General features: G+C 69.5%; 19 protein-coding genes. 11 read left to right on the top strand and 8 right to left on the bottom strand.

What is annotated here, in order from left to right; translation table 11 throughout:
* The first annotated feature begins 71 nt into the window (after positions 1-71).
* Positions 72-977, top strand: a complete 906-nt coding sequence (locus HUW46_RS36510; RefSeq protein WP_215543276.1) for an acetaldehyde dehydrogenase (acetylating) — start codon at positions 72-74, stop codon at positions 975-977.
* Complete coding sequence (dmpG, locus tag HUW46_RS36515; RefSeq protein ID WP_215543277.1) at positions 974-2,002, top strand: 4-hydroxy-2-oxovalerate aldolase; 1,029 nt, start codon at positions 974-976, stop codon at positions 2,000-2,002. Before HUW46_RS36510 ends, dmpG begins: the two co-directional genes overlap by 4 nt.
* A 361-nt stretch (positions 2,003-2,363) precedes the next feature.
* Here dmpG and HUW46_RS36520 read toward each other — a convergent pair whose 3' ends face one another.
* Genes HUW46_RS36520 through HUW46_RS36530 form a run of 3 tightly spaced genes read right to left on the bottom strand, consistent with a single transcriptional unit; the run spans position 2,364 to position 5,342 of the window.
* Positions 2,364-3,236, bottom strand: coding sequence for a PhzF family phenazine biosynthesis isomerase (locus tag HUW46_RS36520; protein ID WP_442860878.1), 873 nt, complete (start codon positions 3,234-3,236; stop codon positions 2,364-2,366).
* A 55-nt stretch (positions 3,237-3,291) separates the two neighbouring features.
* Positions 3,292-4,665 carry an FAD-binding oxidoreductase gene (locus HUW46_RS36525; RefSeq protein ID WP_215543279.1) on the bottom strand — a complete coding sequence of 458 codons (1,374 nt, stop codon included), beginning with the start codon at positions 4,663-4,665 and terminating at the stop codon, positions 3,292-3,294.
* 38 nt (positions 4,666-4,703) lie between these two features.
* On the bottom strand, positions 4,704-5,342 hold the full coding sequence (locus tag HUW46_RS36530) for a maleylpyruvate isomerase N-terminal domain-containing protein (protein WP_215543280.1): 639 nt from the start codon (positions 5,340-5,342) through the stop codon (positions 4,704-4,706).
* Positions 5,343-5,446: 104 nt separating this feature from the next.
* Between HUW46_RS36530 and HUW46_RS36535 the strand changes: the two genes are divergently transcribed.
* Positions 5,447-7,072, top strand: a complete 1,626-nt coding sequence (locus tag HUW46_RS36535) for a CocE/NonD family hydrolase (RefSeq protein ID WP_215550329.1) — start codon at positions 5,447-5,449, stop codon at positions 7,070-7,072.
* Positions 7,073-7,081: 9 nt separating this feature from the next.
* Here the strand turns inward: HUW46_RS36535 and HUW46_RS36540 are convergent, their stop codons facing one another.
* On the bottom strand, positions 7,082-8,374 hold the full coding sequence (locus HUW46_RS36540) for a GGDEF domain-containing protein (RefSeq protein WP_215550330.1): 1,293 nt from the start codon (positions 8,372-8,374) through the stop codon (positions 7,082-7,084).
* Positions 8,375-8,641: 267 nt separating this feature from the next.
* Here HUW46_RS36540 and HUW46_RS36545 point away from each other — a divergent pair, with 267 nt between their 5' ends.
* The 6 genes from HUW46_RS36545 to HUW46_RS36570 all read left to right on the top strand — a co-directional run bounded on the left by HUW46_RS36545 (position 8,642) and on the right by HUW46_RS36570 (position 14,676).
* Positions 8,642-9,277, top strand: coding sequence for a LysE family translocator (locus HUW46_RS36545; protein WP_215543281.1), 636 nt, complete (start codon positions 8,642-8,644; stop codon positions 9,275-9,277).
* A 125-nt stretch (positions 9,278-9,402) separates the two neighbouring features.
* Positions 9,403-9,957 carry a SigE family RNA polymerase sigma factor gene (locus tag HUW46_RS36550; protein ID WP_215543282.1) on the top strand — a complete coding sequence of 185 codons (555 nt, stop codon included), beginning with the start codon at positions 9,403-9,405 and terminating at the stop codon, positions 9,955-9,957.
* Complete coding sequence (locus HUW46_RS36555) at positions 9,954-10,367, top strand: hypothetical protein (RefSeq protein WP_215543283.1); 414 nt, start codon at positions 9,954-9,956, stop codon at positions 10,365-10,367. The genes HUW46_RS36550 and HUW46_RS36555 overlap by 4 nt, the downstream gene beginning before the upstream one ends.
* A complete protein-coding gene (locus HUW46_RS36560) occupies positions 10,364-11,560 on the top strand; it encodes a mannosyltransferase family protein (RefSeq protein ID WP_254125243.1) in 1,197 nt (398 codons plus the stop codon). Before HUW46_RS36555 ends, HUW46_RS36560 begins: the two co-directional genes overlap by 4 nt.
* Positions 11,561-11,601: 41 nt before the next feature.
* Complete coding sequence (locus HUW46_RS36565) at positions 11,602-13,254, top strand: acetolactate synthase large subunit (RefSeq protein ID WP_215543284.1); 1,653 nt, start codon at positions 11,602-11,604, stop codon at positions 13,252-13,254.
* Between the two features lie 147 nt (positions 13,255-13,401).
* Entirely contained in the window at positions 13,402-14,676 is a 1,275-nt protein-coding gene (locus HUW46_RS36570) for an alginate lyase family protein (RefSeq protein ID WP_254125245.1), read from the top strand.
* Positions 14,677-14,732: 56 nt separating this feature from the next.
* Here the strand turns inward: HUW46_RS36570 and HUW46_RS36575 are convergent, their stop codons facing one another.
* Positions 14,733-15,965 (bottom strand): lipase family protein, encoded by a 1,233-nt coding sequence (locus HUW46_RS36575; protein ID WP_254125247.1) that lies wholly within the window; start codon positions 15,963-15,965, stop codon positions 14,733-14,735.
* A 221-nt stretch (positions 15,966-16,186) separates the two neighbouring features.
* Positions 16,187-16,753: a hypothetical protein gene (locus tag HUW46_RS36580; RefSeq protein WP_215543286.1), complete on the bottom strand. Its 567-nt coding sequence runs from the start codon at positions 16,751-16,753 to the stop codon at positions 16,187-16,189.
* 352 nt (positions 16,754-17,105) lie between these two features.
* Here HUW46_RS36580 and HUW46_RS36585 point away from each other — a divergent pair, with 352 nt between their 5' ends.
* Positions 17,106-18,197 (top strand): DUF6801 domain-containing protein, encoded by a 1,092-nt coding sequence (locus tag HUW46_RS36585; protein ID WP_215543287.1) that lies wholly within the window; start codon positions 17,106-17,108, stop codon positions 18,195-18,197.
* Between the two features lie 52 nt (positions 18,198-18,249).
* On the top strand, positions 18,250-19,893 hold the full coding sequence (locus HUW46_RS36590) for an acyl-CoA synthetase (RefSeq protein ID WP_215543288.1): 1,644 nt from the start codon (positions 18,250-18,252) through the stop codon (positions 19,891-19,893).
* On the opposite strand, the gene HUW46_RS36595 is transcribed toward HUW46_RS36590, so the two are convergent.
* The gene (locus HUW46_RS36595) at positions 19,887-21,008 is read right to left on the bottom strand and encodes an HNH endonuclease signature motif containing protein (protein ID WP_215543289.1); all 1,122 of its coding nucleotides are present in this window, start codon (positions 21,006-21,008) and stop codon (positions 19,887-19,889) included. The two genes, HUW46_RS36590 and HUW46_RS36595, sit on opposite strands and share 7 nt — an antisense overlap.
* Positions 21,009-21,261: 253 nt before the next feature.
* The gene (locus HUW46_RS36600; protein WP_215543290.1) at positions 21,262-21,990 is read right to left on the bottom strand and encodes a class I SAM-dependent methyltransferase; all 729 of its coding nucleotides are present in this window, start codon (positions 21,988-21,990) and stop codon (positions 21,262-21,264) included.
* Positions 21,991-22,043: the final 53 nt, after the last annotated feature.

A 22,043-nucleotide genomic window follows, 5' to 3' on the forward strand; every position in this document is an offset into this window, starting at 1 on the left:
AGGTCATGATAGTTCCGGTGGCCGGAACGGTCCGCTGGCATCGGGCCGCGTGCCGGTGCGACTGTCCCGGTATGGCGCAGCAACGGGTCACGGCCGCGATCGTCGGGCCGGGCAACATCGGCACGGATCTCATGGCCAAGCTCCGGCGCAGTGAACTGGTCGAGGTCACGCACGTGGTCGGGGTGGTCGAGTCGGACGGGCTCGCCAGAGCACGAGCCGACGGCGTCGAAGCGTCGGCCGACGGCGTGGACTGGCTGCTGTCCAGGAGTCCCTTGCCGGATCTCGTGTTCGAGGCGACTTCCGCCGGCGCGCACCGCGCGAACGCGCCGAAGTACGCCGAAGCGGGTATCCAGGCGATCGATCTGACCCCGGCGCATCTCGGGCCGATGGTGTGCCCGCCGGTGAACCTCGGCGCTCATCTCGACGCCCCCAACCTCTCGATGATCACCTGCGGCGGGCAGGCGACGATCCCGATGGTGCACGCGGTGTCGCGCGTGACGGCGGTGCCCTACGCGGAGATCGTCGCGTCGGTCGCCTCACGCGGCGCGGGGCCGGGCACGCGCGCGAACATCGACGAGTTCACGCACACGACCTCGGGCGCGGTGGCCGAGATCGGCGGCGCGGCGCGCGGCAAGGCGATCATCATCCTCAACCCGGTGGAGCCGCCGATGATCATGCGGGACACGGTGTTCTGCGCGATCGGCCCCGATGCCGACCGCGACGCGGTGACCGGTTCGGTCCACGAGATGGTCGCCGAGGTCCAGCGCTACGTCCCCGGGTACACGCTGCGCGCGGAGCCGCAATTCGACGATCCCCGCGAAGACTGGGGCGGCAATGCCAGGGTCGCGATCTTCTTGGAAGTGAAGGGAAACGGCGACTACCTGCCCGCCTACGCGGGGAACCTGGACATCATGACGGCCGCGGCGGCGAGGGCCGGCGAGCTGATGGCCGCGCGCAAACTGGAGGCGATCGCGTGACGAGGCCCGAGCTGGCGCACGACGTCAGGATCACCGACACCACGCTGCGCGACGGCAGCCACGCGATGGCGCACCAGTTCACCGAGGCGCAGGTGCGGGACACGGTCCGCGCGCTGGACCGCGCCGGTGTCGAGGTGATCGAGGTGACCCACGGGGACGGGCTCGGCGGCTCGTCGTTCAACTACGGGTTTTCGCGAACCCCCGAACTGGACCTGATCACCGCCGCGCGCGAGGAGGCGGATCGCGCGAAGATCGCGGTGCTGCTCGTGCCGGGGATCGGGACCGCGGACGATCTCCGCCGCGCGCACGACGCCGGGGCGCAGCTGGTCCGCGTCGCCACGCACAGCACCGAGGCGGACGTGTCGCCGCAGCACTTCGGGCTGGCTCGCGACCTGGGCATGGAAACGGTCGGGTTCCTGATGATGGCGCACCGGACCGGGCCGGAGGAACTGGCCAAGCAGGCCAGGATCATGGTCGACGCGGGCTGCCAGGCGCCGTACGTCACCGATTCCGCGGGCGCTTTGCTGATGCACGAAGCGAAAGCGCGGTTCGAAGCGCTCGTCGCGGAGGTCGGGGACGAGGCGTGGGTCGGTTATCACGGGCACCAGAACCTGTCGCTCGGCGTCGCGAACTCGGTGCTCGCCTACGAGGCCGGTGTCCGCTACATCGACGGTTCGCTGTGCGCGCTCGGTGCCGGCGCGGGCAATTCGCCGACGGAGGTGCTCGCGGCGGTGTTCGACCGGCTCGGGGTCGGCACCGGACTCGACGTCGGCGGCCTCGTCGACGCCGCGGAAGAGGTGGTGCGGCCCTACCTGCCGCGGTGGCCCAAAATGGATCGCAACGCGATCGTCCAAGGCTGGGCCGGGGTCTATTCGAGCTTCCTGCTGCACGCCGAACGGGCCGCGGACCGGTACGGCGTCCCGGCACAGGACATCCTGCGCCGGTGCGGGGAACTCGCGCTGGTCGGCGGCCAGGAGGACATGATCATCGACGTCGCCGTCCAACTGGCCCGGGAGTCGCGTTAGGACGGTGCCTCATTTCTGTCGGTGCCCTACGGTAGCGTTGAAATCGGGGGTCCCCTGGGTGTACGAAAGGGCATTCTCGTACGCTGCGGGGCTCCTCTCCCGGTGGGGTAAGGGGCGCTCGCCAGCATCGCCCCTTCTTCTCGCGCGCATGCCCTGAAGGTGGCTTTCGGGGCATGTAGGTCCGTGAAAGCCACTTTCGGGGAACATGCTGCGGAGCCGGGAAAATCGGCGCCCCGAATTTGTCGGTGCTTCGCGGTAATGTTGAAACCGGGGGGTCCCCAGGCGTACGAAAGGGCATTCTCGTACGCCCAGGGAATCGTCAGCCGAGTCTGGCCTGGCCGAGTCCGGCCCTGCCGATCAGTCAGGCGAGCGGGACGGCGGCGCCGCTCACGCGGATCCTGGTGTCGTCCGCGCGCAGTTCCACGCCGAGTTCGCCCGGCCTGCCGAGGTCCTCGCCTTGGTGCAGCGTGATTTTCGCGGCCGGGGGAACCAGGTCCAGTTCGCGGAGGTAGGCGCCGAACGCGGCCGCGGCGGCCCCGGTCGCCGGGTCCTCGATCACGCCGCCCACCGGGAACGGGTCGCGCACGTGGTAGACCTCGGCCGAGGCGCGCCACACGAGCTGCAGCGTCGTCCAGTCCCGTGCCCGCATCAGCTTTTCGAGCCGGTCGAAGTCGTAGTCGAGGTCCGCCAGCCGTACCCGGCTCGCCACGGCGAGGACCAGGTGGTGCGCACCGGCGAAGGCGACCCGCGGCGGCAGCGCGGGGTCGAGATCGTCCGCGGCCCAGCCCAGCGCCGCGAGCGCTTCGGCGAGATCGGCGTCGGCGACTTCGGCGACCGAGGGCTCGACGCTCGTCAGCGTCGCGCGAAACGTGCCGGAGCCGTCCGTCACGACGTCGACGGGCACCGTCCCGGCCGGGGTCGCGAAGACCAGTTCGCCCTCGCCGATCCGGTCGGCGAGCGCGACCGCGGTGGCGACGGTGGCGTGCCCGCAGAACGGCACCTCCGCCTTGGGACTGAAGTACCGCGCGGTGAACGCCCTGCCCTCGGTGCCGAGACCGGGCGGTGGCGCGGTGAGGAACGCGGTTTCGGAGTACCCGAGATCGGCCGCGATCGCCACCATCGCGGCGTCGTCGAGACCGCTCGCGTCCAGCACGATCCCCGCGGGGTTGCCGCCGGCGGGATCGGTGGTGAACGCGGTGTAGCGCAGGACTTCGGTACGCGCGGAAGCAGTCATGCCCATCGCCAACGCGCGCCCCGCCGATTTATTTCCCAAGCACAGCCTTCCCGGCTCAGAAGACCTTGCCGGGATTGAGGATCCCGTGCGGATCGAGCGCCCGCTTGACCGCGGCGTGCAGATCGAGCACCGCGGGCCCCAGCTCGTCCGCGAGACCGGGCCGTTTGAGCAGGCCGACGCCGTGCTCGCCGGTCACCGTGCCGCCGAGGTCGAGCGCGCCTTCGATGATGTCGTCGAACGCGGCTTGCGCGGCACGCCTGGCTTCGTCGTCGCCCGGCGGCGTGATGAGGAGCGGGTGCAGGTTGCCGTCACCGATGTGCGCGATGTTCGCGATGGTGACGCCGTGCCGCTCGGCGGCCGCGTCGATGCGCGCGAGCATGTCCGGCACCCGCTGGACCGGCACGCAGACGTCCTCGGTGAGCACCGGTCCGAGGCGTTCGAGCGCGGGATAGGCCAGCCGCCGCGCCGCGAAGAGCGCGTCCGCCTCCGCCTGGTCCGTCGACCGCGCGGCCCAGGTCGCCCCCGCCCCTTCGAAGCAGCGCAGGATGGTCGCCGCTTCGTGTTCGCCGGACGCGCCCGGCGCGTCGCTCCTGGCGAGCAGCACCACGTCCGCGTCGGCGGACAGGCCCATGTTCTTCCACGCGTCCACCGCGGCGAGGCAGTGCCGGTCGACGAGTTCGAGCGCGGAGGGCACCACCCCGGCGGCGACCACCGCGGCGGCCGCTTCCCCGGCGGCGACCGTCGAATCGAAGAACCCGGCGATGGTGCGCTCCTGGCCGCGCAGCGCGCGCAGCCGGACGGTGACCTCGGTGAGCACGCCGAGCGTGCCCTCGGACCCGACCATCAGCCCGGCGAGGTCGTACCCCGCGACGCCCTTCGCGGTGCGGCGGCCGAGCCGCACCAGCTCACCGGTACCGGTGACCACCTGGAGCCCGAGCACGTAGTCGCGGGTCACGCCGTACTTCACGCAGCAGACCCCGCCCGCGTTCGTCGCGACGTTGCCGCCGATCGTCGACCACGGCGAGCTCGCCGGATCCGGCGGGTACCAGAGGCCCCGCTCCGCGCACGCCGCGCGGAGATCGTCGTTCACCACACCCGGTTCCACCACGGCGAGCCGTTCCAGCGGGTCGATCTCCTTGATCGCGGTGAGCCGGTCGGTCACCAGCACGACCCCGCCTTCGATCGCGTTCGCGCCGCCGGAAAGACCGGTGCCCGCGCCCCGGGTGACGAGCGGCGCGCCATGGCGGAGGCACTGCCGCACGGTGGTCCGGACCTCTTCCGCGGTGTGCGGCCGGACGAGGACGACGGGTACCGCGTACGGCGCCCATTCCGCTTCGTCGTGGGAGAATCCGCGCAGCACGTCGGGATCGCGCACGAGCCGGTCTTCCGGCAGCGCGGCCGCCAGGTCGTCGATCAGGGCCGTGTCCATCGGTACAGGCTACGACAGTCCGTTTTGGACGGTCGGGCTCAGAACGCGGTGATGCTCGACGGCGCCCGTTCGGCGCGGCTGAGCGCGCGCAGCACGGCGGTCGGGCCGTGACGGCGCACGGCGAGCCGCGAAAGGAGCGAAACCACGGTTTCGACCGCGCTCGGCGGAAGTTCGGGCGTGGCGACGCCCACGCTCACCGCGAGGTCGTCGGAGTGCACGGCCAGTTCCATCATCCTGGTCACGAGCAGGTCGTCGAGCGAAAGCGACCAGTCGCCCCAGATCGGCATGTGCACCGCGCGCTCCGGCGCCGTGGCGAGGCTGTCTTCCAACTCGTCGAGGACGGCGGCGGTGCGGGCCGCCAGCGCGGCAGGACCCTCGGCCGCGATCCGCGCGCCACCGTCGCGGATGCGGACGTTGATGTCGGCGTCGAGGCCACCGTCGATCCACTCCACCCGGCCGTAGTGGTCGAGCAGGCCGATCACCGGTTCGTTCGGTGGTGGCGCCGACAACGCGTCGGGGACGGCGAGGATCTGGTAGGCGAGGTGCCCGGCGAGCCCGGCGACGCTGAACTCCGGCAACGCGCTCGGCGAATCCCACGCGGCGGCCACCGCGGGATCGCGCAGCAGCCCCACCGCCGAACGGCTGGTGGCGAGGAAATCCGGTCCGACACCGCTCATCTCACCCCTCCTCGCGGGGTCCCGTGGTTCCAGGCTCTCACAGGAACCGGTGGCAGCGGGTACGTTCGGGTACGGGGGGTGATCATCGGCGAAGGGTGGAACTGGTGCTGGACCGCATTGCTGACCGGGTGCTCGGCCTGCCGCGGGCCGAGGGGCCCGCGCCCGAGGTGACCAAGGACCTGCGCGTCCCGATGCCCGACGGCGCGGTCCTGCTGGCCGACCGGTACGCCCCGCCCGGCGCGGGCCCGGCGCCGGTCGTGCTGATCCGCACCCCGTACGGCAAGGGCACCGTGCTGGGAAAGCTCTTCGGCACCACCTTCGCGCGGCACGGCCTGCAGACCGTCGTGCAGAGCACGCGCGGCACCTTCGGCTCCGGCGGCGAGTTCCGCCCCTTCCACCACGAACGCGAGGACGGGCTGGCCACCGCCGCGTGGCTGCGCGAACAGCCGTGGTGCGACGGGCGGCTCGCGATGGCGGGCGCGAGCTACCTCGGGCACACGCAATGGGCGGTCGGGCCCTACCTCGACCCGCCGCTGGAAGCCATGTGCCTCGCCATCACCGCGTCCGAGTTCGTGTCCACGTTCTACCCCGGCGGGGTGCTCGCCGCGGACAACATGGTGTCGTGGTCGGCGCTGATCGGCAGGCAGGAACTCCCGTTCGCGCAGCTCCCGAACCCGGTGCAGACCCGCCGCACCCGCAGGGCCATGGCCGCGCTCCCGATCGCGGGTGCGGATTTCGCCGCGATCGGGAAACCAGTCTCGTTCCTCCAGGACGTCACGGCGCACGCCGAACCGGACGACGAGTTCTGGGCGATGTCCGACCACAGCGCCGAACTGTCTACATTGGACACGCCGATCAGCATGGTCACCGGCTGGTACGACCTGTTCATCACCGCGCAGCTGCGCGATTTCCGCGCGCTCGCCGACGCCGGGAAGTCGCCCCGCATCACGATCGGCCCGTGGTCGCACGGCGAGCCAGCCAGCATCAGGACCCTGCTGCAGGACCAGCTCGGCTTCCTCTCCGCGCACCTGAACGGCGACCGCGCCCAGCTGCGCCGCTCGCCGGTGCGGCTGTTCCTGCAGGGCGCGAACACCTGGCTCGACTTCGACCAGTGGCCACCCGAATCGACGGCCACCGACGCGCACCTGCGCCCGCTCGGCCGCCTCGGCGACGCCGTCGACCGCGACACCCCACCGGACACGTTCACCTACGACCCCGCCGACCCGACCCCCGCCGTCGGCGGGCCGCTGCTGATGGGGAAGGCGAAGCAGCGCGACAACACCGCCGTCGAGGCGCGGCCGGACGTACTGGTGTTCACCGGCGAACCGCTCGAACACGATCTCGACGTGCTCGGTGACGTCGGCGCGACCGTGCACGTGCGCACCGATCTCGGGCACGCCGACGTGTACGTCCGGTTGTGCGACGTCGACCGCGACGGGATTTCCCGCAATGTCACCGACGGCATCCTGCGGCTGCGCCCCGGCGCGCCGGAAGCCAGCGCCGACGGCGTGGTGACCGCTCAGGTCGCGCTCGACCCCACGGCCTACCGGTTCCGGCGGGGACATCGCCTTCGCGTGCAGGTGGCGGGCGGCGCGTTCCCGCGGTTCGCCCGCAACCACGGCACCGGCGAACCGGTGGCCGAGGCCGTCGACGGGAAGCCGTGCCGGTTCGTGATCTTCCACGACGCGGCCCACCCGTCGAAGATCACGCTGCCGGTGTTCACCGGCTGAGCGGGCCCTTCAGGCGAGGACAACGCGGTTGCGGCCGCCGCGTTTGGCTTCGTACAAGGCGGTGTCGGCGGCACGGACGACCCGGTCGAGGACCGTGCCCGCCTCCGGGTACAGCGCGGCGCCGATCGAAGCCGACAAGCCGGTGATCGTCGGGGCGGCGTCGTCGTGCTGTTCGACGGCGACTTCGAGCGCGCCGATCGCGCCGCGGACGCGTTCGGCGATCCGCTCGACGTCCGCCCTGGCGACCTTGGGCAGCAGCACGACGAACTCCTCGCCGCCGAACCGGCCGACGCAGTCGCTGGTGCGCACGGCCTCGGTGATCGCGGAGGCGACCGCTTTGAGCACGGCGTCCCCGGCGAGGTGGCCGTGGGTGTCGTTGATCCGCTTGAAGTGGTCGAGGTCGATCATCAGCACGCCGATGGTCGAGCGGGTCACGTCGGCCCTGGCCAGTTCCTGCCCCGCGAGGTGGTGCCACCCGCTGGTGTTGAACAGGCCGGTCTTCTCGTCGGTCGTCGCGGCGATCTCGAGCTGCTTGACCAGCACGCCCCGGTGCAGGAGCAGCAGCGGCGGGACGACCGCGAGCGCGAGCGCGGGCTGCGTGGCCAGCGCGATCGCGGTGAGGACGCCGAGGCACAGCGTCGCGCCTTCGAGCAGGTTGTCGACCCAGCCGCCGAGCAGCGTCTTGACGCTGAACTTCGTGGTGTTCAGCGCGGGAACGATCAGCACGGCGCCCGCCACGAAGTACGTCACGACGGTCAGCGCGACGATCCCCGCGCCGCGCCAGCCGCCGTCCAGCGCGCCCCGCACGCCGTCCAGGCCGGTGAGCGCGAGGACGAGCTTGGCGCTGTAGCAGGTGAGGACGACGACGCTGCCGTTGAGCACGGTCCGGAACGCGGGCACGCGCCGCAGCCGGTACCAGCTGCGGATCGCGAGGTGCCAGTAGAGAACGGCGACCAGCACCGCGACCAGCGCGGCCGGGAGCAGCAGCACACCGGCGAAGGTCCACACGGACGTGAGGTTGATGTGCGGGGTGCCGTTCACGCGCCTTCGCACGCGCTCGACCTGGCGGCCCAGCTCGGCCGCCAGCACGCCCATCCCAGCGAGGGCACCCAGAAGGGCGAAGTCGGAGTGGCTGGCCGGAATCCGGAATGCCACGATCGCGGTGGTGACCAGCGCGACCGCTTCGACCGCGATGGCGTAGGCGATCAGCCGCGGACGCTGCGCCCACAGCGCCCATCGGCGGGGTGTGAGCACATCACGGATCGGCAGCGCATGTCTTCGCCGCCCGCGGTAGTCGCTCATACTCATCCACGAGCTCCCTCACGTGAGGTCACCACTCAATCACAGCCGGCCGTCGAGCGCGCCGAACGTGACTCGACCGGAGCAACGGGAGGAGGTGGCCCCGATGCGCAACCGCGACTCCTGAACCACGCACCTGCTCCTCATCATCCCTCGTCCCCCGCGTCGTGGCACGCGTGCGCCCTGGCGCGGGGGATGACCCCCACTGAGACGAATCCCACGGTCACCGGTCCCGAACTCCGTTGTGCCCCGTGCGGTCGAAGCGGCAAAGTGACCGTCGTGGTGACGCTGGCGTTCGTGATGACGTGCCTGGTGATCGTGATAGCGCCGGGCCCGACCTTCGCGGTGCTGCTCAACCAGTCGCTCCGGCACGGGCGGCGCGCCGGGCTGGCCACCGTGCTCGGCAACACCACCGGCCTGGTGTTCTGGGCCGCCGCCTCCGCGCTCGGCCTCACCGCGTTGATCCGCACCTCCGAAGTCGCGTTCGTGGTGCTGAAGGTGGCGGGCGCGGTCTACCTGTGCTGGCTCGGGGTGCGCTCGCTGATCCGCTCGCGGTCGCGTGCCGCGTCCGAGGAGGAACCGGAGCCCGTCGCCGGGGGCGTCGCCTCGGCGTTCCGCGCCGGTCTGATCACCAACCTGGCCAACCCGAAGGCCGCGGTCCTCTACCTCGCGCTGATCCCACAGTTCCTGCCCGCCGACGGCGATCCCGCGTTCGCCACCGCGGTGCTCGCCTGCGTCCAGATGGGCATCAGCGTCGCCTGGTACACCCTGCTCCTGCTCGCACTCGGGTTCTCCCGTCGCGTGCTGGCGAGACCCGCCGTGAAGGCCAGAGTCGACCAGCTCAGCGGCCTCGTTCTGGTCGGCCTAGGCGTCCGGATGGTCACCATGAGCAGAGCCGCGCTGTAACCCCGCGCCTGTGATCCAGGTCTCTGCAACCCCGCGCCGGGTTCGCGGCCTGTAGGCAGTGCGTGGCCGTTCCGCTGTGGACGGTCGCGTGCCATGGCCATTCCATTCGCGACAGTGAGGACGTCTTGCCGGAGGAACCTGTCCGCGGGACCGCGCCGAAGTGGGAGGGCGAGTTCGTCGCCTACTTCGAGGCGAGGTCGCCGTCGCTGCGCTCGACCGCGTTCGTCCTGTGCGGCGACTGGCACCGCGCCGAAGACCTGCTGCAGGCGACCTTCCTGAAGCTGTACCAGGTGTGGCCGCGGCTGGTCCGGCGCGGCGAACTGGACGGGTACGCCCGCCGCGTGCTCGTGCGGGTGTTCCTGCACGAGAACCGGCGCCTGTGGCGCGTCCGCGAACACGTCAGCGCCGAACCGCCGGACATCGCGGCGCCCGGCGATCCCGATGTGGCGCAACGACTTGCCGTGCGCGCGGCGCTCGCCGCGGTGCCGCCGAAGCAGCGCGCGGTGCTGGTGCTGCGCTATTGGAACGACCTCAGCGTCGAAGGCTCCGCCGACGCGCTGGGGTGCTCGGTCGGCACCGTCAAGAGCCAGACCGCGCGGGGACTGGCCACGCTGCGCAAGCGGCTCGGCCCGCAGCTCGACGACCTGGTCCGCGGTGGGCGGAAGGAGCACTGGGCATGAACGACGACGAAGTCCGCGCGCTGATCACGCTCGCGGGCCCCGGCGACGAGCCGGTACCGGCTGGCGCGGATCTGCCGCGCCTGCTCGCCCGCGGGCGGCGGCAACGGCGCAACCGCGCGCTGTTCGTGGTTTCCGGCAGCGCGCTCACCACGGCGGCGGTGGTGCTGTTCGTCGTGCTGGTGGCGGGACGGGCTCCGGCGGAGGAGCCGCTGCGGCCCGCGAACACCCCCGTCAGCACGACGGCCACGACCACCACGACCGCGAAACCCACCAGGACGACCGATGTCCCGGGCACCACGGGCACGGTGCCGAGGCGGTCGCCGACGGGGAGCGCGCCGGGGACGACGCACACCAGCACCGGCGATCCCACGACCCCGGGCGGGCACGTACCGACCACGACGGCGAGGTGACCGTGGTCGCCATCGCCGAGCCGGGCCACCTGATCCCGGAAAAGCCTTTACCGCCAACGGTTTCGCGGCTGCACCCCTTCGTCCGCGTCGCCGCGGTGTACCTGCTCGTCAGGGTGGTCAGCGTGGGGATGCTCGCCCTGTTCGCGGCCAGGGTCGACGCCCCGCTCATCGGCCGCCTCACCTCGTGGGACGCGCAGTGGTACCTGACCATCTCCGAGCACGGGTACGACGGCGTCACCACCGGCCTCTTCGACGCCGATGGCAACTACGCGCCCCACACCCCGCTCGCGTTCTTCCCCGCGTTCCCGGTACTCGTGCGGCTGGTGGGCGTGTTCACGCTGGGCAACGCCGTCGTGGCCGCGCTCCTGCTCAGCCTCGTCGCCGGTGTGGTCGCGGCCTGCGGGCTCTACCGCGTCGCGTGTCTCGTCGACGGCAGGCCGCGCGCGGGCATGGTGCTCGTCGCGCTGTGGGCCGGGGCGCCGATGGCGATCACGCTGTCGATGCCGTACACGGAGGCGCTTTTCACCGCGTTCGCCGCGTGGGCGCTCGTCGCCGTGCTGGAGCGGAACTGGGTGATCGCCGCGCTGTGCTGCCTCGGCGCCGGGCTCACCAGACCCACCGCCGTGGTGCTGGTCGCGGTGGTGGCGATCGCCGCCGTCGTCGCGCTGGCGAAGGGGAAGGCGGGCTGGCGCGCGGCGGTGTGCGTGGCGCTTTGCCCGGCCGGGCTGGCGTTCTGGTGGGGGTGCGTCGCGGTCCGCACCGGCAGCCTCACGGGCTGGTGGGATCTGGAGTGGAACAACTGGCGCACGCGGTTCGACTGGGGCGCGGAGACCGTGCGCTTCGCCCGTGACGTGCTGATCTCCGGGCGATCGGCGATGGAGACGACGAGCGTGTTCGTCCTGGCGTTCGCCGCGGTGCTCGGCGCGCTGCTGGCGGTGTTCGCGGTGAAGCGGGGGCTGCCGTGGCCGGTGGCCGCCTTCGGGATCGGGATGGTGCTGCTCGTCGCGGGCACCGCCGGTATCCCGCAGGCGAAGGCGCGGTTCCTGCTGCCGGGGTTCACCTTGCTGCTGCCGCTCGCGATCGGGCTGGCAGGCCGCCGCCGGAGCACCATGATCGCCGCCACCACGGGGTTCGTGCTGGCCGGCTGCTGGTTCAGCGCCTACTCGGTGACCGGCTGGCACTACGCGATCTGAGTCCACTGTGGACATGCGGACGGCACTGTAGGGTCGGGGGCATGTCTTCGCGCACCGCAGCAGAACTGATCGTCGAATGCCTGGAGAACGAGGGCGTCACGCACATCTTCGGCATCCCCGGCGAGGAGAACATCCGCCTCGTCGACGCGATTTCCCGGTCGTCGATCAGTTACGTGCTGACCCGGCACGAGCAGGGCGCGTCGTTCATGGCCGAGACCTACGGCAGGCTCACCGGCAAGGCGGGCGTCTGCTCGGCGACGCTGGGGCCGGGCGCGATCAACCTGCTGCTCGGCACCGCGGACGCGATCACGAACTCCACCCCGCTGGTCGCGCTGTCCGCGCAGGTCGGGATGAACCGCAGCTTCAAGGAATCGCACCAGGGCGTCGACCTGACCGCGATGTTCGACCCGGTCACCAAGTGGTCCGCGCTCGTGGCGACCGCGGGCGCGGTGCCCGAGATGGTCCGGAAGGCGTTCAAGCTCGCCCAGACCGAGCGGCCTGGCGCGGTGTACCTCGCGGTGCCGGAGGACGTCGAAAAGGCCGAAGTGGCCGAGGAATCCCGGCCGCTCGCGGTCAACGTGCCGCGCACCGACGAACCGTCACCGGCGCAGGTGGAACGGGCCGCGACGCTGCTGCGCTCGGCGCGCAACCCGATCGTGCTCGCTGGGCACGGCGCCGCGCGCGCCGGTGCGGGCGAAGCGCTGCGCCGGTTCGCGGAGGCGGTCGGCGTGCCGGTGGCGACGACGTTCCACGGCAAGGGCGTCTTCCCCGACGACCACCCCCTCGCCCTCGGCGCGGTCGGGTTCATGCGGCACGATTACGTCAACTTCGGCTTCGACGCGGCGGACCTGATCATCGCCGTCGGCTACGAGCTGCAGGAGTTCGACCCGGTCCGGATCAACCCCGACGGCGACGCCAAGATCATCCACGTCCACCGGTTCCCGGCCGAGGTCGACGCCAACTACGACGTCTCGGTCGGGCTCGCCTCGGACATCGGCAGGAGCCTCGACGCGCTCGCCGACGCCGTCGGTCCACGCGAGAAAACCGCGGGCGGTGAACGGATCCGCGCGTTGCTGGACGCCGAACTCGCGCGCGGCGCCTCCGACGACCGCTTCCCGCTGGCACCCGCGCGCGTGGTCGCCGACACCCGCGCCGCACTGGGGCGCGAGGACATCGTGTTGGTGGACACCGGCGCGCTCAAGATGTGGATGGCGAGGCTGTACCCGACCTACGAACCCAACACGTGCCTGATCTCGAACGGGCTGTCCACGATGGCGTGGACGGTGCCCGGCGCGATCGGCGCGAAGATCGCCTGCCCGGACGCCAAGGTCCTCGTCGCCACCGGTGACGGTGCGTTCCTGATGAACTCGCAGGAGATCGAAACCGCGCTGCGGCTGAATCTGCCGATGGTGATCCTGATCTGGGTCGACGACGCGTACGGGCTGATCAGCTGGAAAATGGACCTCGACATCGGCCACAACGTCGACACCGCGTTCGGCAACCCCGATTTCGTGGCCTACGCGGAAAGCTTCGGCGCAGTCGGGCACCGCATCACCGCCGCCGAGCAGCTGCTGCCCACCCTGCGCGAGGCACTGGCCGCCGACACCGTCTCGGTCATCGCCTGCCCCGTCGACTACCGCGCCAACCTCGAACTGATCGAATCGCTCGGCGACATCGACGAATCCCTCACCTGAGCGCTGGTCAACGGTGGTCTGACCAGTTCGGCTCTTGCCCAGTAAGCAGGCGACGGCTAACTTCTTTCACGTATCTGTCTACTGTTCATGTACGTGAATGGAGTAGCAGTGTCGCCACTCGACTGGTTCCGTTTCAAGCCTGGCCGCGTGACCGTTGCCGCACTGGTGGCCGCCGCACTCGTCGTCCCGGTGGACGCGACCGCGAGCCCGCGAGCCGGGTTCTGCGAGCGGGTCCCGGTGTGCGTGCCGGAAACCGTGGTGCTCGACGGGGCCCGGCTGGCCGGGAACCGGATCCGCCTGCTCGCCGGGGACCGCGTGGTGCGCGCGTCGCTCGGGAACCTGCTCACGCAGGCGAGCGCGGCGCTCGAGACCGGGCCGTGGACGGTCGTCGACAAGCCGCAGCTCCCGCCGAGCGGTGACCGGCACGACTACCTGAGCCTCGCGCCGTACTACTGGCCGAGCAAACCGTCCACTCCGGACAATCCGCAGGGGTGCCCGTACGTGGCGAAGGACGGTGAGCGCAACCCGGCGACCGACGCGATCCCGGACAAGGCGGAGCGGCTCAAGGCGTTCACCGCGATCTACCAGCTTTCCCTTGCGTGGTACTACACGCGCGACCCCGAGTACGCGAAGCGCGCCGCGCTCGACCTCCGCACGTGGTTCCTCGACCCGGCGACGAGGATGAACCCGAACCTGAACTTCGCGCAGGGCATCCCGTGCCAGACCGACGGCCGCGGGATCGGGATCATCGAGTTCTCCTACACCTTCACGCAGGTGCTCGACGCGGCGGCGATCCTGAACACCGGCGCTCCGGGATGGGGCCGCGCCGACGACGCCGGGCTCAAGACGTGGTCAGCGGAGTTCCTGAACTGGTTGCGCACCAGCAAGAACGGCACGGACGAGGCGAAGCAGCGGAACAACCACGGCACGTTCTACGACATGCTGTCCGCCGGGATCGCGCTCTACACCGGGAAACGCGCCAGCGCGAAGGCCATTGTGGAGGGTGCGAAGACGAGCCGGATCGACAAGCAGATCGCGGCCGACGGCAGCCAGCCGGAGGAGGCCACGCGCACCCGCAGCTACCACTACTTCACCTTCAACCTGGTCGCGATGACCAGGCTGGCCAGCGTGGGCAAGCACGTCGGAACCGACCTGTGGGCGTATCGCACGCCTTCGGGCGGCAGCCTCGCGAACGCCGTCGACTTCCTGATCCCCACCGCGACCGGCGGGCTTGCGCGCTGGCCGTACCCCGAAACGAACTTCACCCAGTATGCCGCGCTCGACGGCCTGCACGCGGCCGCCGACGCCGGTGATCGCAAGGCGCGCGCCGCGCTGCCGAAGGTACCGGCGCCACCCGGCGGGGATCTCTACCCGGTACGCCCCGCCGCCGAGCAACTCGACGACATTTCCGTTACCGGATAAGGAAAATCCGCATCGGCGGCGTCGTACGCGCCGCCGATGCGGATCCCCTGACCGCCTCAGCAGTTCGAGGTGGCCGGTTTGCCCGCGATCCGGTCCTTGATGAACGCCAGCACGTCCGCGTTGCCGTCGTAGATACCGGTGATGTGGTCGGTCTCGTAGGTCTTCCAGGTCACCTGCACCCCGGCCGAGCAGTACGCCTTGTGCAGGGTGTCCGCCTGGGCGAACTGCACGAGCTGGTCCTTCGTCGCGTGGTACTCGAACACCGGCACCTTGATCGGGGCGGCGCCGAGCTTGTTCTCGTTCAGCCGCGCGATCCACGCGGGCTTGATGTAGCCCGCGCTCGTCGTGTAGTCGGCGATCTTCTGGTTCGCGTACGTCGTGAGCAGTTCGAACGTGCAAGCGCTCTTCTGCATCTCGGCGAGCTTCGCGCGCCCGTTGTCGCTGAGGAACGAGTCCAGCTTCAGCTCGGGGTAGGCCCGATCGAGGCCGACCAGCGCGTAGGCGAACACCCCGAAGCCGAACTTGCCGTCGAGCTGGAGCGTCACCTGGACCAGGTCGGCGGGGATCCCGCCCGCCGCGACACCGGCGAGCTTCATTTCCGGCGCGTACGAGGGCTGGAGCTGGCCGGCCCACGCGGCCGCGCCGCCGCCCTGCGAGTAACCGCGGAAGATCACCTTCGCGCCCGGTGACAGGCCCGCCGCGCCGAGGCGCTGGGCCGCGCGCACCGAGTCGATCACGGCCGGGCCTTCGGACTTCCCGACGACGTAGGTGGTCTTCGGGTCGGGCTGGTAGCCCTCGTAGTCGGTCACCGCGACGGCGTAGCCCGCGTTGAGCAGGTCATCGAGGCCCGACTGCTCGTAGAAGGCGCCCATGTTGATCATCGACGACGGCGCGCAGGTGAAGGCGGGGCCGTGCGTGCCGGGTGCGAACGCCACGATCGGGGCGGTCTTGGGGTCGGCGCCGCGGGGGAGCAGCACGGTGCCGGTCACCGCGTCGGGCTTGCCGAGCGCGTTCGTCGACAGGTACATCACCTGCCACGCCTGCACGTCGTCCTTGCGCGGGCCCGCCTTCGACACCCGCCAGCGCAGCACGTCGCCGGGCTTGCCCTCGGGCAGCGGCGACGGCGGGACGTAGAACGAGTCGTCGAACGGGCCGGTCCCGTCCTCGGGCCCGGCGACGGGCCCCGCGGTCGCGGGCGACGCCACGCTCACCGCGGCGACCGCGCCGGACGCGGCGAGCACGAGCGCGCTCAGTATCAGCAGAATCCTGCGGGGGAACGAGTTCCGCACCGGTCGACCTCCCGAAGAAAGTGTGGGTCAGGGTGTGTTTCAAAAGTGGCGTAGCCGCTTGAGTGGGCCGTCAACCTGCACCGCCGCGGGTTCTCAGGTGGTTCCTCGCGAGGACAGCGCCGTCGTGGTGACCTGGCGGTCATGAGAGGGCGATCCCGGAGTGAGGGGCCGCCTGAGGTTCCGCTACCGGCACCGCTACGCAAAGCATTTTGAAACAGCCTTTACGCGTTGCCATAGACGCGGCGGCAGGTGGGGGACTCGTCGAAGGCGAGGTTGAGCTCGGGGTTCGCCCGCAGGTCCTTGATCGGGCCGCCCGGCTCGGACAGTTTGGCGAAGGAGGCGTCGGCGTCGGTCACGAGCTTCTGGAGGCTCTTCTGGTCGCCGACCTTCGCCTGTTCCATCTTGGTCTTCGTCTGGTCGAGCATTGTCTTGGTTTCCCCGAGCGTGCCCGCCGCCTTGTCCACGACCGCCTGTGCGTTCGGCACCGGCGGGGGACCTGCCGCTTTGATCCCGCCGGCCATGTCGTCGAGCGCGGAGGAGATGGAGGCGAGGAACTTGACGATCGCGTCGGCTGTCTTCGACGCGTCACCGGATTGCAGTGACGGCGGGTTGCTCAGCTTCGCCGAACCCGCCTGCACCCCGGTGCACACCTTGTCGGCCCAGGCGACCGCGGCGGGATCCGCGTGCTGGCCGGTGTCCTGCGGCGCAGGTTGCGGGGAGCTGCACGCGGCGACGGCGAGGCCGAGTGACGAAACCAGCACGACCATCGAACGGCGGGAGTTCAGCATGCCATCACCTTTGATGAATTGCGGACGGGGCGCGATACATGTGCCAGGCGGACGCTACTGGGACATACCTCGGCCCGACAAGTTCCGGAATACCATTCCGTCGTTCCTTGTCATTCGGGCACGAGCACCGCGGTACGGCCTTGTCATGCGCCTCAGCACTGCCGGGCCGCTGCGCTCTCTGCGGTTCCACTGATAGTTCTCGCACGGTGTTCCCGTAGTGCCATGACAATTTTGCCGACTCGCACGGGTTTTCGACCCGTCCGGCTTGCCGCCGCGCGGTGGTCGTAGTTAGTTTCCACGGCAGGTCGTTTCCGTGCCGTTGACGTATCGTCGTCGATACTACGAGGTGGTCATGAAAACCCGCTTTCTGTTCATGGTCGCCGCGGCGGCCCTCGCCGCCGTCGGGATCGCGCCGACCGCGACGGCCGCGCCCGCGAAACCAGTGCCCGTCGACAAGAAGCTGTCGTTCACGTGCCCGTTCCCGTTGATCGGGCTGCAGAAGCTCGACGTGGAGGTCAAGGCCAACTTCGAAGTGCCGGACGCGGTCGGCGGTGCCTTCAAGACCTCGGACCTGGCGATCGCGGTGACCGTGCCGGACAAGGCCGCGCGCGGGCTCAACCTGGTCGACGCGGCGACCATCGAAGGCACCGCGAAGGCGGGCGTGACGCTCACCAATGGTGACGGGAAGCCGCTCCCGCTGCAACTTCCGCTGACCGTCGCCAAGACGGACATCCCGAAGACCGGCAACTTCACCACGAACGCCACCGGCGCGGTGCCGACGGTGAACCTGCCGAAACCGGGCAAGACCACGCTGGTGATCGGCGATTTCACCACCCGCCTCACCCCGAAGAAGGCAGACGGTTCGTTCACCGGGATCGGCGCGTTCACCTCGGACTGCACGCTCGACGCTGGCCAGGATCCGGTGTTGCTGTCCTTCGACCTCGGTGGCGAGCCGCCCGGCGGCGGCTCGCACGACTACAAGGTTTCGGGCAGGACCGAGCTGAAGTCCCTCGGCAGCACCGCGCCGTTCACCGGGAAGGCCGCGATCACCGAGGGCGACGGCGGGTTCACCGGCACCTTCGCGATCGACCCGATGACCGTGGACTTCCGGCTGTTCGGGTTCATTCCCGGTACCGCGTCGGCGCGGATCACCCAGCAGGGGCCCGCGACCGGGGACCGCACCACCGCGCATCTCGGCTTCACCGTTGGGCTGCCTTCGATCAGTGTGCTCGGGTTGCCGGTCAGCGGTGACCCCGCCTGCACGACGGAGACGCCGGTGAAGGCGGATCTCGTTGCGGAGCAAGGGTTCGACCCCGCCACCGGTGGCACGCTGAACGGCACCTACAGCCTGCCCGCGGTCGCGAACTGCGGGATGTTCACCAGTTACGTCAGCTCGCTCGCGAAGAGCGACGGGAATACGCTCTCGTTCACGCTCGCCGTGTGACGACTACAGGGTCGAAAACATTTCTCGCGTATTCCTCGAAGATGGGAAAACCATGCCGCGTCCCGCGCAGGGGAACTCACCGCTCAAAAAGGCGGCCGACGCCACCCTCGGCCTCGGCGTCATGTTCCGCTCGGGGCTCGCGCCGTTCCCCCGCGTCGACGACGGGATCCGCTCGCTGCTGGCCGTGCGCCAGTACGGCCCGTTCGTCGGCGCGGTCCGGCACGCGGCGCGGCGGCACGGCGGGAAGACCGCGTTGGTCGACGAGCGCGGTGAACTCACCTACCGCGAACTCGACGACCTGTCGAACGCGCTGTGCCGGGCGTGGCGCGCGCGTGGCATCGGCGTTGGTGCGGTTTTCGCCGCGCTGTGCCGTGACCACCGGGGGCTGGTGATCACCATGCTCGCGGCCGGTAAGACGGGCGCGAGGCTGGTGCTCATGAACACCGGTTTCGGCGCGCGTCAGCTCGCCGAGGTCGCGGTGCGGGAGAACGTGGCGGCGTTGGTGTACGACCAGGAGTTCGCGGGCCTGCTGGCGGAGGTCGACCCGGCGCTGGACCGGTACCTGTCGTGGGTGGACGATCCGGAGGACCGGGCCACGATCGGTGACGCGGTGCCCTTGACCGAGCTGATCGACGGCGAGGTGAGCGACGCGGGTCCGCCCCCGGAGAAGCCGGGTGGGTTCGTGCTCCTGACCAGCGGTACCACCGGCACGCCGAAGGGTGCGCCGAGGGAGCGGACCTCGGCGCTGGCCTCCGCCCAGTTCCTGGACCGGATCCCGATGCGCCGCGGCGACACTGTCTACCTGGCCGCGCCGATCTTCCACGGCACCGGCCTTTCCCAGTTCGTGCTGGCCTTCGCGCTCGGCTGCAAGGTCGTGGTGCACCGCCGGTTCGACCCGGAGGTCGCGCTCGCCACGCTCGAACGCCACCGCTGCGACGTGCTCGTGGTGGTGCCCACGATGCTGCAGCGCATCGTCGACACCGCCGAGGTCCACAAAGGACGATTCGACACCGGGACGCTCCGTATCGTGTTCGCGGCGGGCTCGTCGCTGTCCCCGGATCTGTGCCGCCGTACGGCCGACGTGTTCGGTGAGGTGCTGTACAACCTGTACGGCTCGACCGAGGTTGCGGTGGTGACTGTGGCGACCCCGGAGGATCTCCGCCGCGCGCCCGGCACCGTGGGACGCCCACCGGTAACCTGCCGGGTCGCCTTGTACGACGACGAAGGCAACCAGATCACCGTCCCCGACCGCACGGGCCGCGTGTTCGCGGCGAGCGGTCTCAGCTTCGCCGGGTACACCGACGGCGCTACCAAGGAGATCGTCGACGGCCTGCTCGCGACCGGCGACGTCGGCCATTTCGACGCGGACGGCTTGCTGTTCATCGACGGCAGGGACGACGACATGATCGTGTCGGGCGGCGAAAACGTCTTTCCTCTGGAAGTCGAAAACGTGCTGGTGGAACGCGAAGACGTCGTCGAGGCAGCCGTGCTCGGGGTGCCGGACGAGGAATTCGGCCAACGCCTGAAGGCTTTCGTGGTGCCCACCGAAGACGCCTCGCTCGACGAGGAAGAGGTCAAGGCTTACGTGAAGGAAAACCTCGCCCGCTACAAGGTTCCCCGCGAAGTCGTGTTCCTGGAAGCTTTGCCGCGCAACGCGACCGGCAAGGTGCTCCGGCGCAAGCTGTCGGACTACTGACCATACCCGCCGAATCCGGTCGGCTTTTCGGTGTAGTTGTGCCCGTCGGGGGTGGTGACGGTGAGTTGTCCTTTGTGGTCGGTGGTGAATTCCCAGCCGGGTTCGTCGCGTAACTTGTGGTGGATCCGGCACAGCGGCCGGAGGTTGATCTTGTCGGTGCGGCCGCCGTCTTTCCAGGCTGTCGCGTGGTCGAGGTCGGTGTACTGGGCGGGCCGGTTGCAGCCGGGCATGCTGCAGGTCCGGTGCGCGACTTGGAGGTATTTCCGCATGCGCTTGGATGGTCGGTAGTTTTTCCGGCCGAGGTCGACGGGGAGTTTGGACATGGGTTCGTCGATGATGCGGTTCCAGACGGAGTTGGCGTCGAAGGCGATCTCGCGAGCCAACTCCGGTGAGATCTCGCCGCACCCGACGAGTTCGGCGGGGTTGTTGCGCAGCCCCATCAGGGTGGGCATGTCGATGTGCAGGAAGATCTGCGCTTTCGGCTTACCTCCACAGCCGCCACCCAGGCATCGTTCGACCAGGGCGTCGAGCCTGAGTTGGTCCATGGTGCGCTTGTCGCCTTGCCGCTTTTTCTCCAGTGCGTCTTGGTCGCAGGCGGTGTAGAGGGCCTGTGCGCGGTCGGAGGGCAGCTCGGCGAACAGGGTCGACGACCCGTGATCTCCGTGCCGGATTTCGAGTCTGCGTGCGGCAGCTTTGGCTTTGCGTCGCTGTTCGTAGCCTTCGGGGTCGATGCGCATGAGCAGTGAGTTGACCATCCGTCGTAGCGCGGGCGCGTTGCGGTTCTCGAACTTGCCGACCAGTCGAGTGTCCACTTCGGACGCCAGCTCCTTGCTTGCGCAGGCGGTAGCCTCGAACACCCGCGAGGCCGAGTACTCGTCGATGAGCCCGTTCTCCATCGCCGCGAGTGTCTGGGGCAGGTATGAGGTCAACGCGTCAGCGAGCGCCGTCTTCCGCTCCGCCGAGTTCTGGGTCAAGGAACACAGCAGTGCCACCTGGCCCACGGTCGATCTTCGCGACGACTCGTGATCCATATAGGCGATATCCCGCAGCAACATCGCCTGCTGATACCGGATAATCGCCACTCGCCGTTGAATAGAATCAGATTTGGTAGTCATAAAACAATTCTACCGACCGGCAAAGAAGCTCGCGTCACTCGATCGTGTACGCAAAAGATGACTACCTGCCACAACGCGCCCACGACGGCACAGAAGATGAAAAGCAATCGGGACCGACAGTGTGTCGGGAACGCTACCTCAAGGCGACCAATTGCTTTTCGTTCCGTGAGGAACGATTGCTGGTGACCAACGACGCGACCCGCACCGTGGAGCAATCGTTCCTCACGGCGCGCCGCAGGCGTGCAGTGAACTCTCACCGTGCCCCGAAAATCCGCACAGAAGCGAGAAAACCGACCGCAGGAAGCGCCCCCTCAGCAACCCGCCTCTCCTCGGCGCCCCGAAGAGCAGTGAGAGCATCGATGGTATGAGAAGACGATTCGACCCACGAACCACCACGTCCAGCAATCAGGCGCCACAGAATACTAGTATGCACAACCGCAAAATCGGCCCCGGTGCGATCGAGCGCCGCAATCATCGCGGATCCCCGATGAAGATCAGCATGATCGGCAACCCAAGTATCGAGCGGATCCCCGGAAGGAACCCCAGCATCGAGCAGTCCAACGGCAACCAGCATCGCACGATTGTCGGAGAGAAAATGTGCGGCAGCCTGATTCACTCGTTCCCACGCGAATTCCTCGATCACCAGTAGCCCGCCAGGAGTGAGCAAACTGGCGGCATGGCCCAGGATTTCGTCCAGGTCGTCGGCGTGATGAAGAGAGCGCGTGAACAACACGACGTCGTACCCCTCGCCCGGGGTGATGTCACGGATGTCCGCCTGAACGACGGGAACACCGCGGTCCCCGGCCGCGGCCGCCATCTCGGCGTTGCGGTCCACGCCGGTGACCCGGTAGCCCAGCTCCATCAACGCGACGGCCAGTGCGCCACGACCGCAGCCAACTTCGAGGAGGCGAGCAGGCGGCTCCGGCAGCAATGGCCGCAGCCGGTCGAGCGTATGGGGTACCGCGACGGTGGTCAGATCCATTTTCCCAGCATCGCGATCGTCGCATCCGGACAGCAACCTTTTAGAGCAAGGTT

The sequence above is a fragment of the Amycolatopsis sp. CA-230715 genome, from assembly GCF_018736145.1.
Classification (GTDB): domain Bacteria; phylum Actinomycetota; class Actinomycetes; order Mycobacteriales; family Pseudonocardiaceae; genus Amycolatopsis.

Bases quoted from the DNA above. Each gene is read 5' to 3' on its own strand.
- HUW46_RS36595 (WP_215543289.1), bottom strand. From the start codon at position 21,008: ATGACTACCAAATCTGATTCTATTCAACGGCGAGTGGCGATTATCCGG.
- HUW46_RS36600 (WP_215543290.1), bottom strand. From the start codon at position 21,990: ATGGATCTGACCACCGTCGCGGTACCCCATACGCTCGACCGGCTGCGG.
- HUW46_RS36525 (WP_215543279.1), bottom strand. From the start codon at position 4,665: ATGGACACGGCCCTGATCGACGACCTGGCGGCCGCGCTGCCGGAAGAC.
- HUW46_RS36540 (WP_215550330.1), bottom strand. From the start codon at position 8,374: ATGAGCGACTACCGCGGGCGGCGAAGACATGCGCTGCCGATCCGTGAT.
- HUW46_RS36520 (WP_442860878.1), bottom strand. From the start codon at position 3,236: ATGACTGCTTCCGCGCGTACCGAAGTCCTGCGCTACACCGCGTTCACC.
- HUW46_RS36580 (WP_215543286.1), bottom strand. From the start codon at position 16,753: ATGCTGAACTCCCGCCGTTCGATGGTCGTGCTGGTTTCGTCACTCGGC.
- HUW46_RS36565 (WP_215543284.1), top strand. From the start codon at position 11,602: ATGTCTTCGCGCACCGCAGCAGAACTGATCGTCGAATGCCTGGAGAAC.
- HUW46_RS36590 (WP_215543288.1), top strand. From the start codon at position 18,250: ATGCCGCGTCCCGCGCAGGGGAACTCACCGCTCAAAAAGGCGGCCGAC.
- HUW46_RS36510 (WP_215543276.1), top strand. From the start codon at position 72: ATGGCGCAGCAACGGGTCACGGCCGCGATCGTCGGGCCGGGCAACATC.
- HUW46_RS36530 (WP_215543280.1), bottom strand. From the start codon at position 5,342: ATGAGCGGTGTCGGACCGGATTTCCTCGCCACCAGCCGTTCGGCGGTG.
- HUW46_RS36555 (WP_215543283.1), top strand. From the start codon at position 9,954: ATGAACGACGACGAAGTCCGCGCGCTGATCACGCTCGCGGGCCCCGGC.
- HUW46_RS36585 (WP_215543287.1), top strand. From the start codon at position 17,106: ATGAAAACCCGCTTTCTGTTCATGGTCGCCGCGGCGGCCCTCGCCGCC.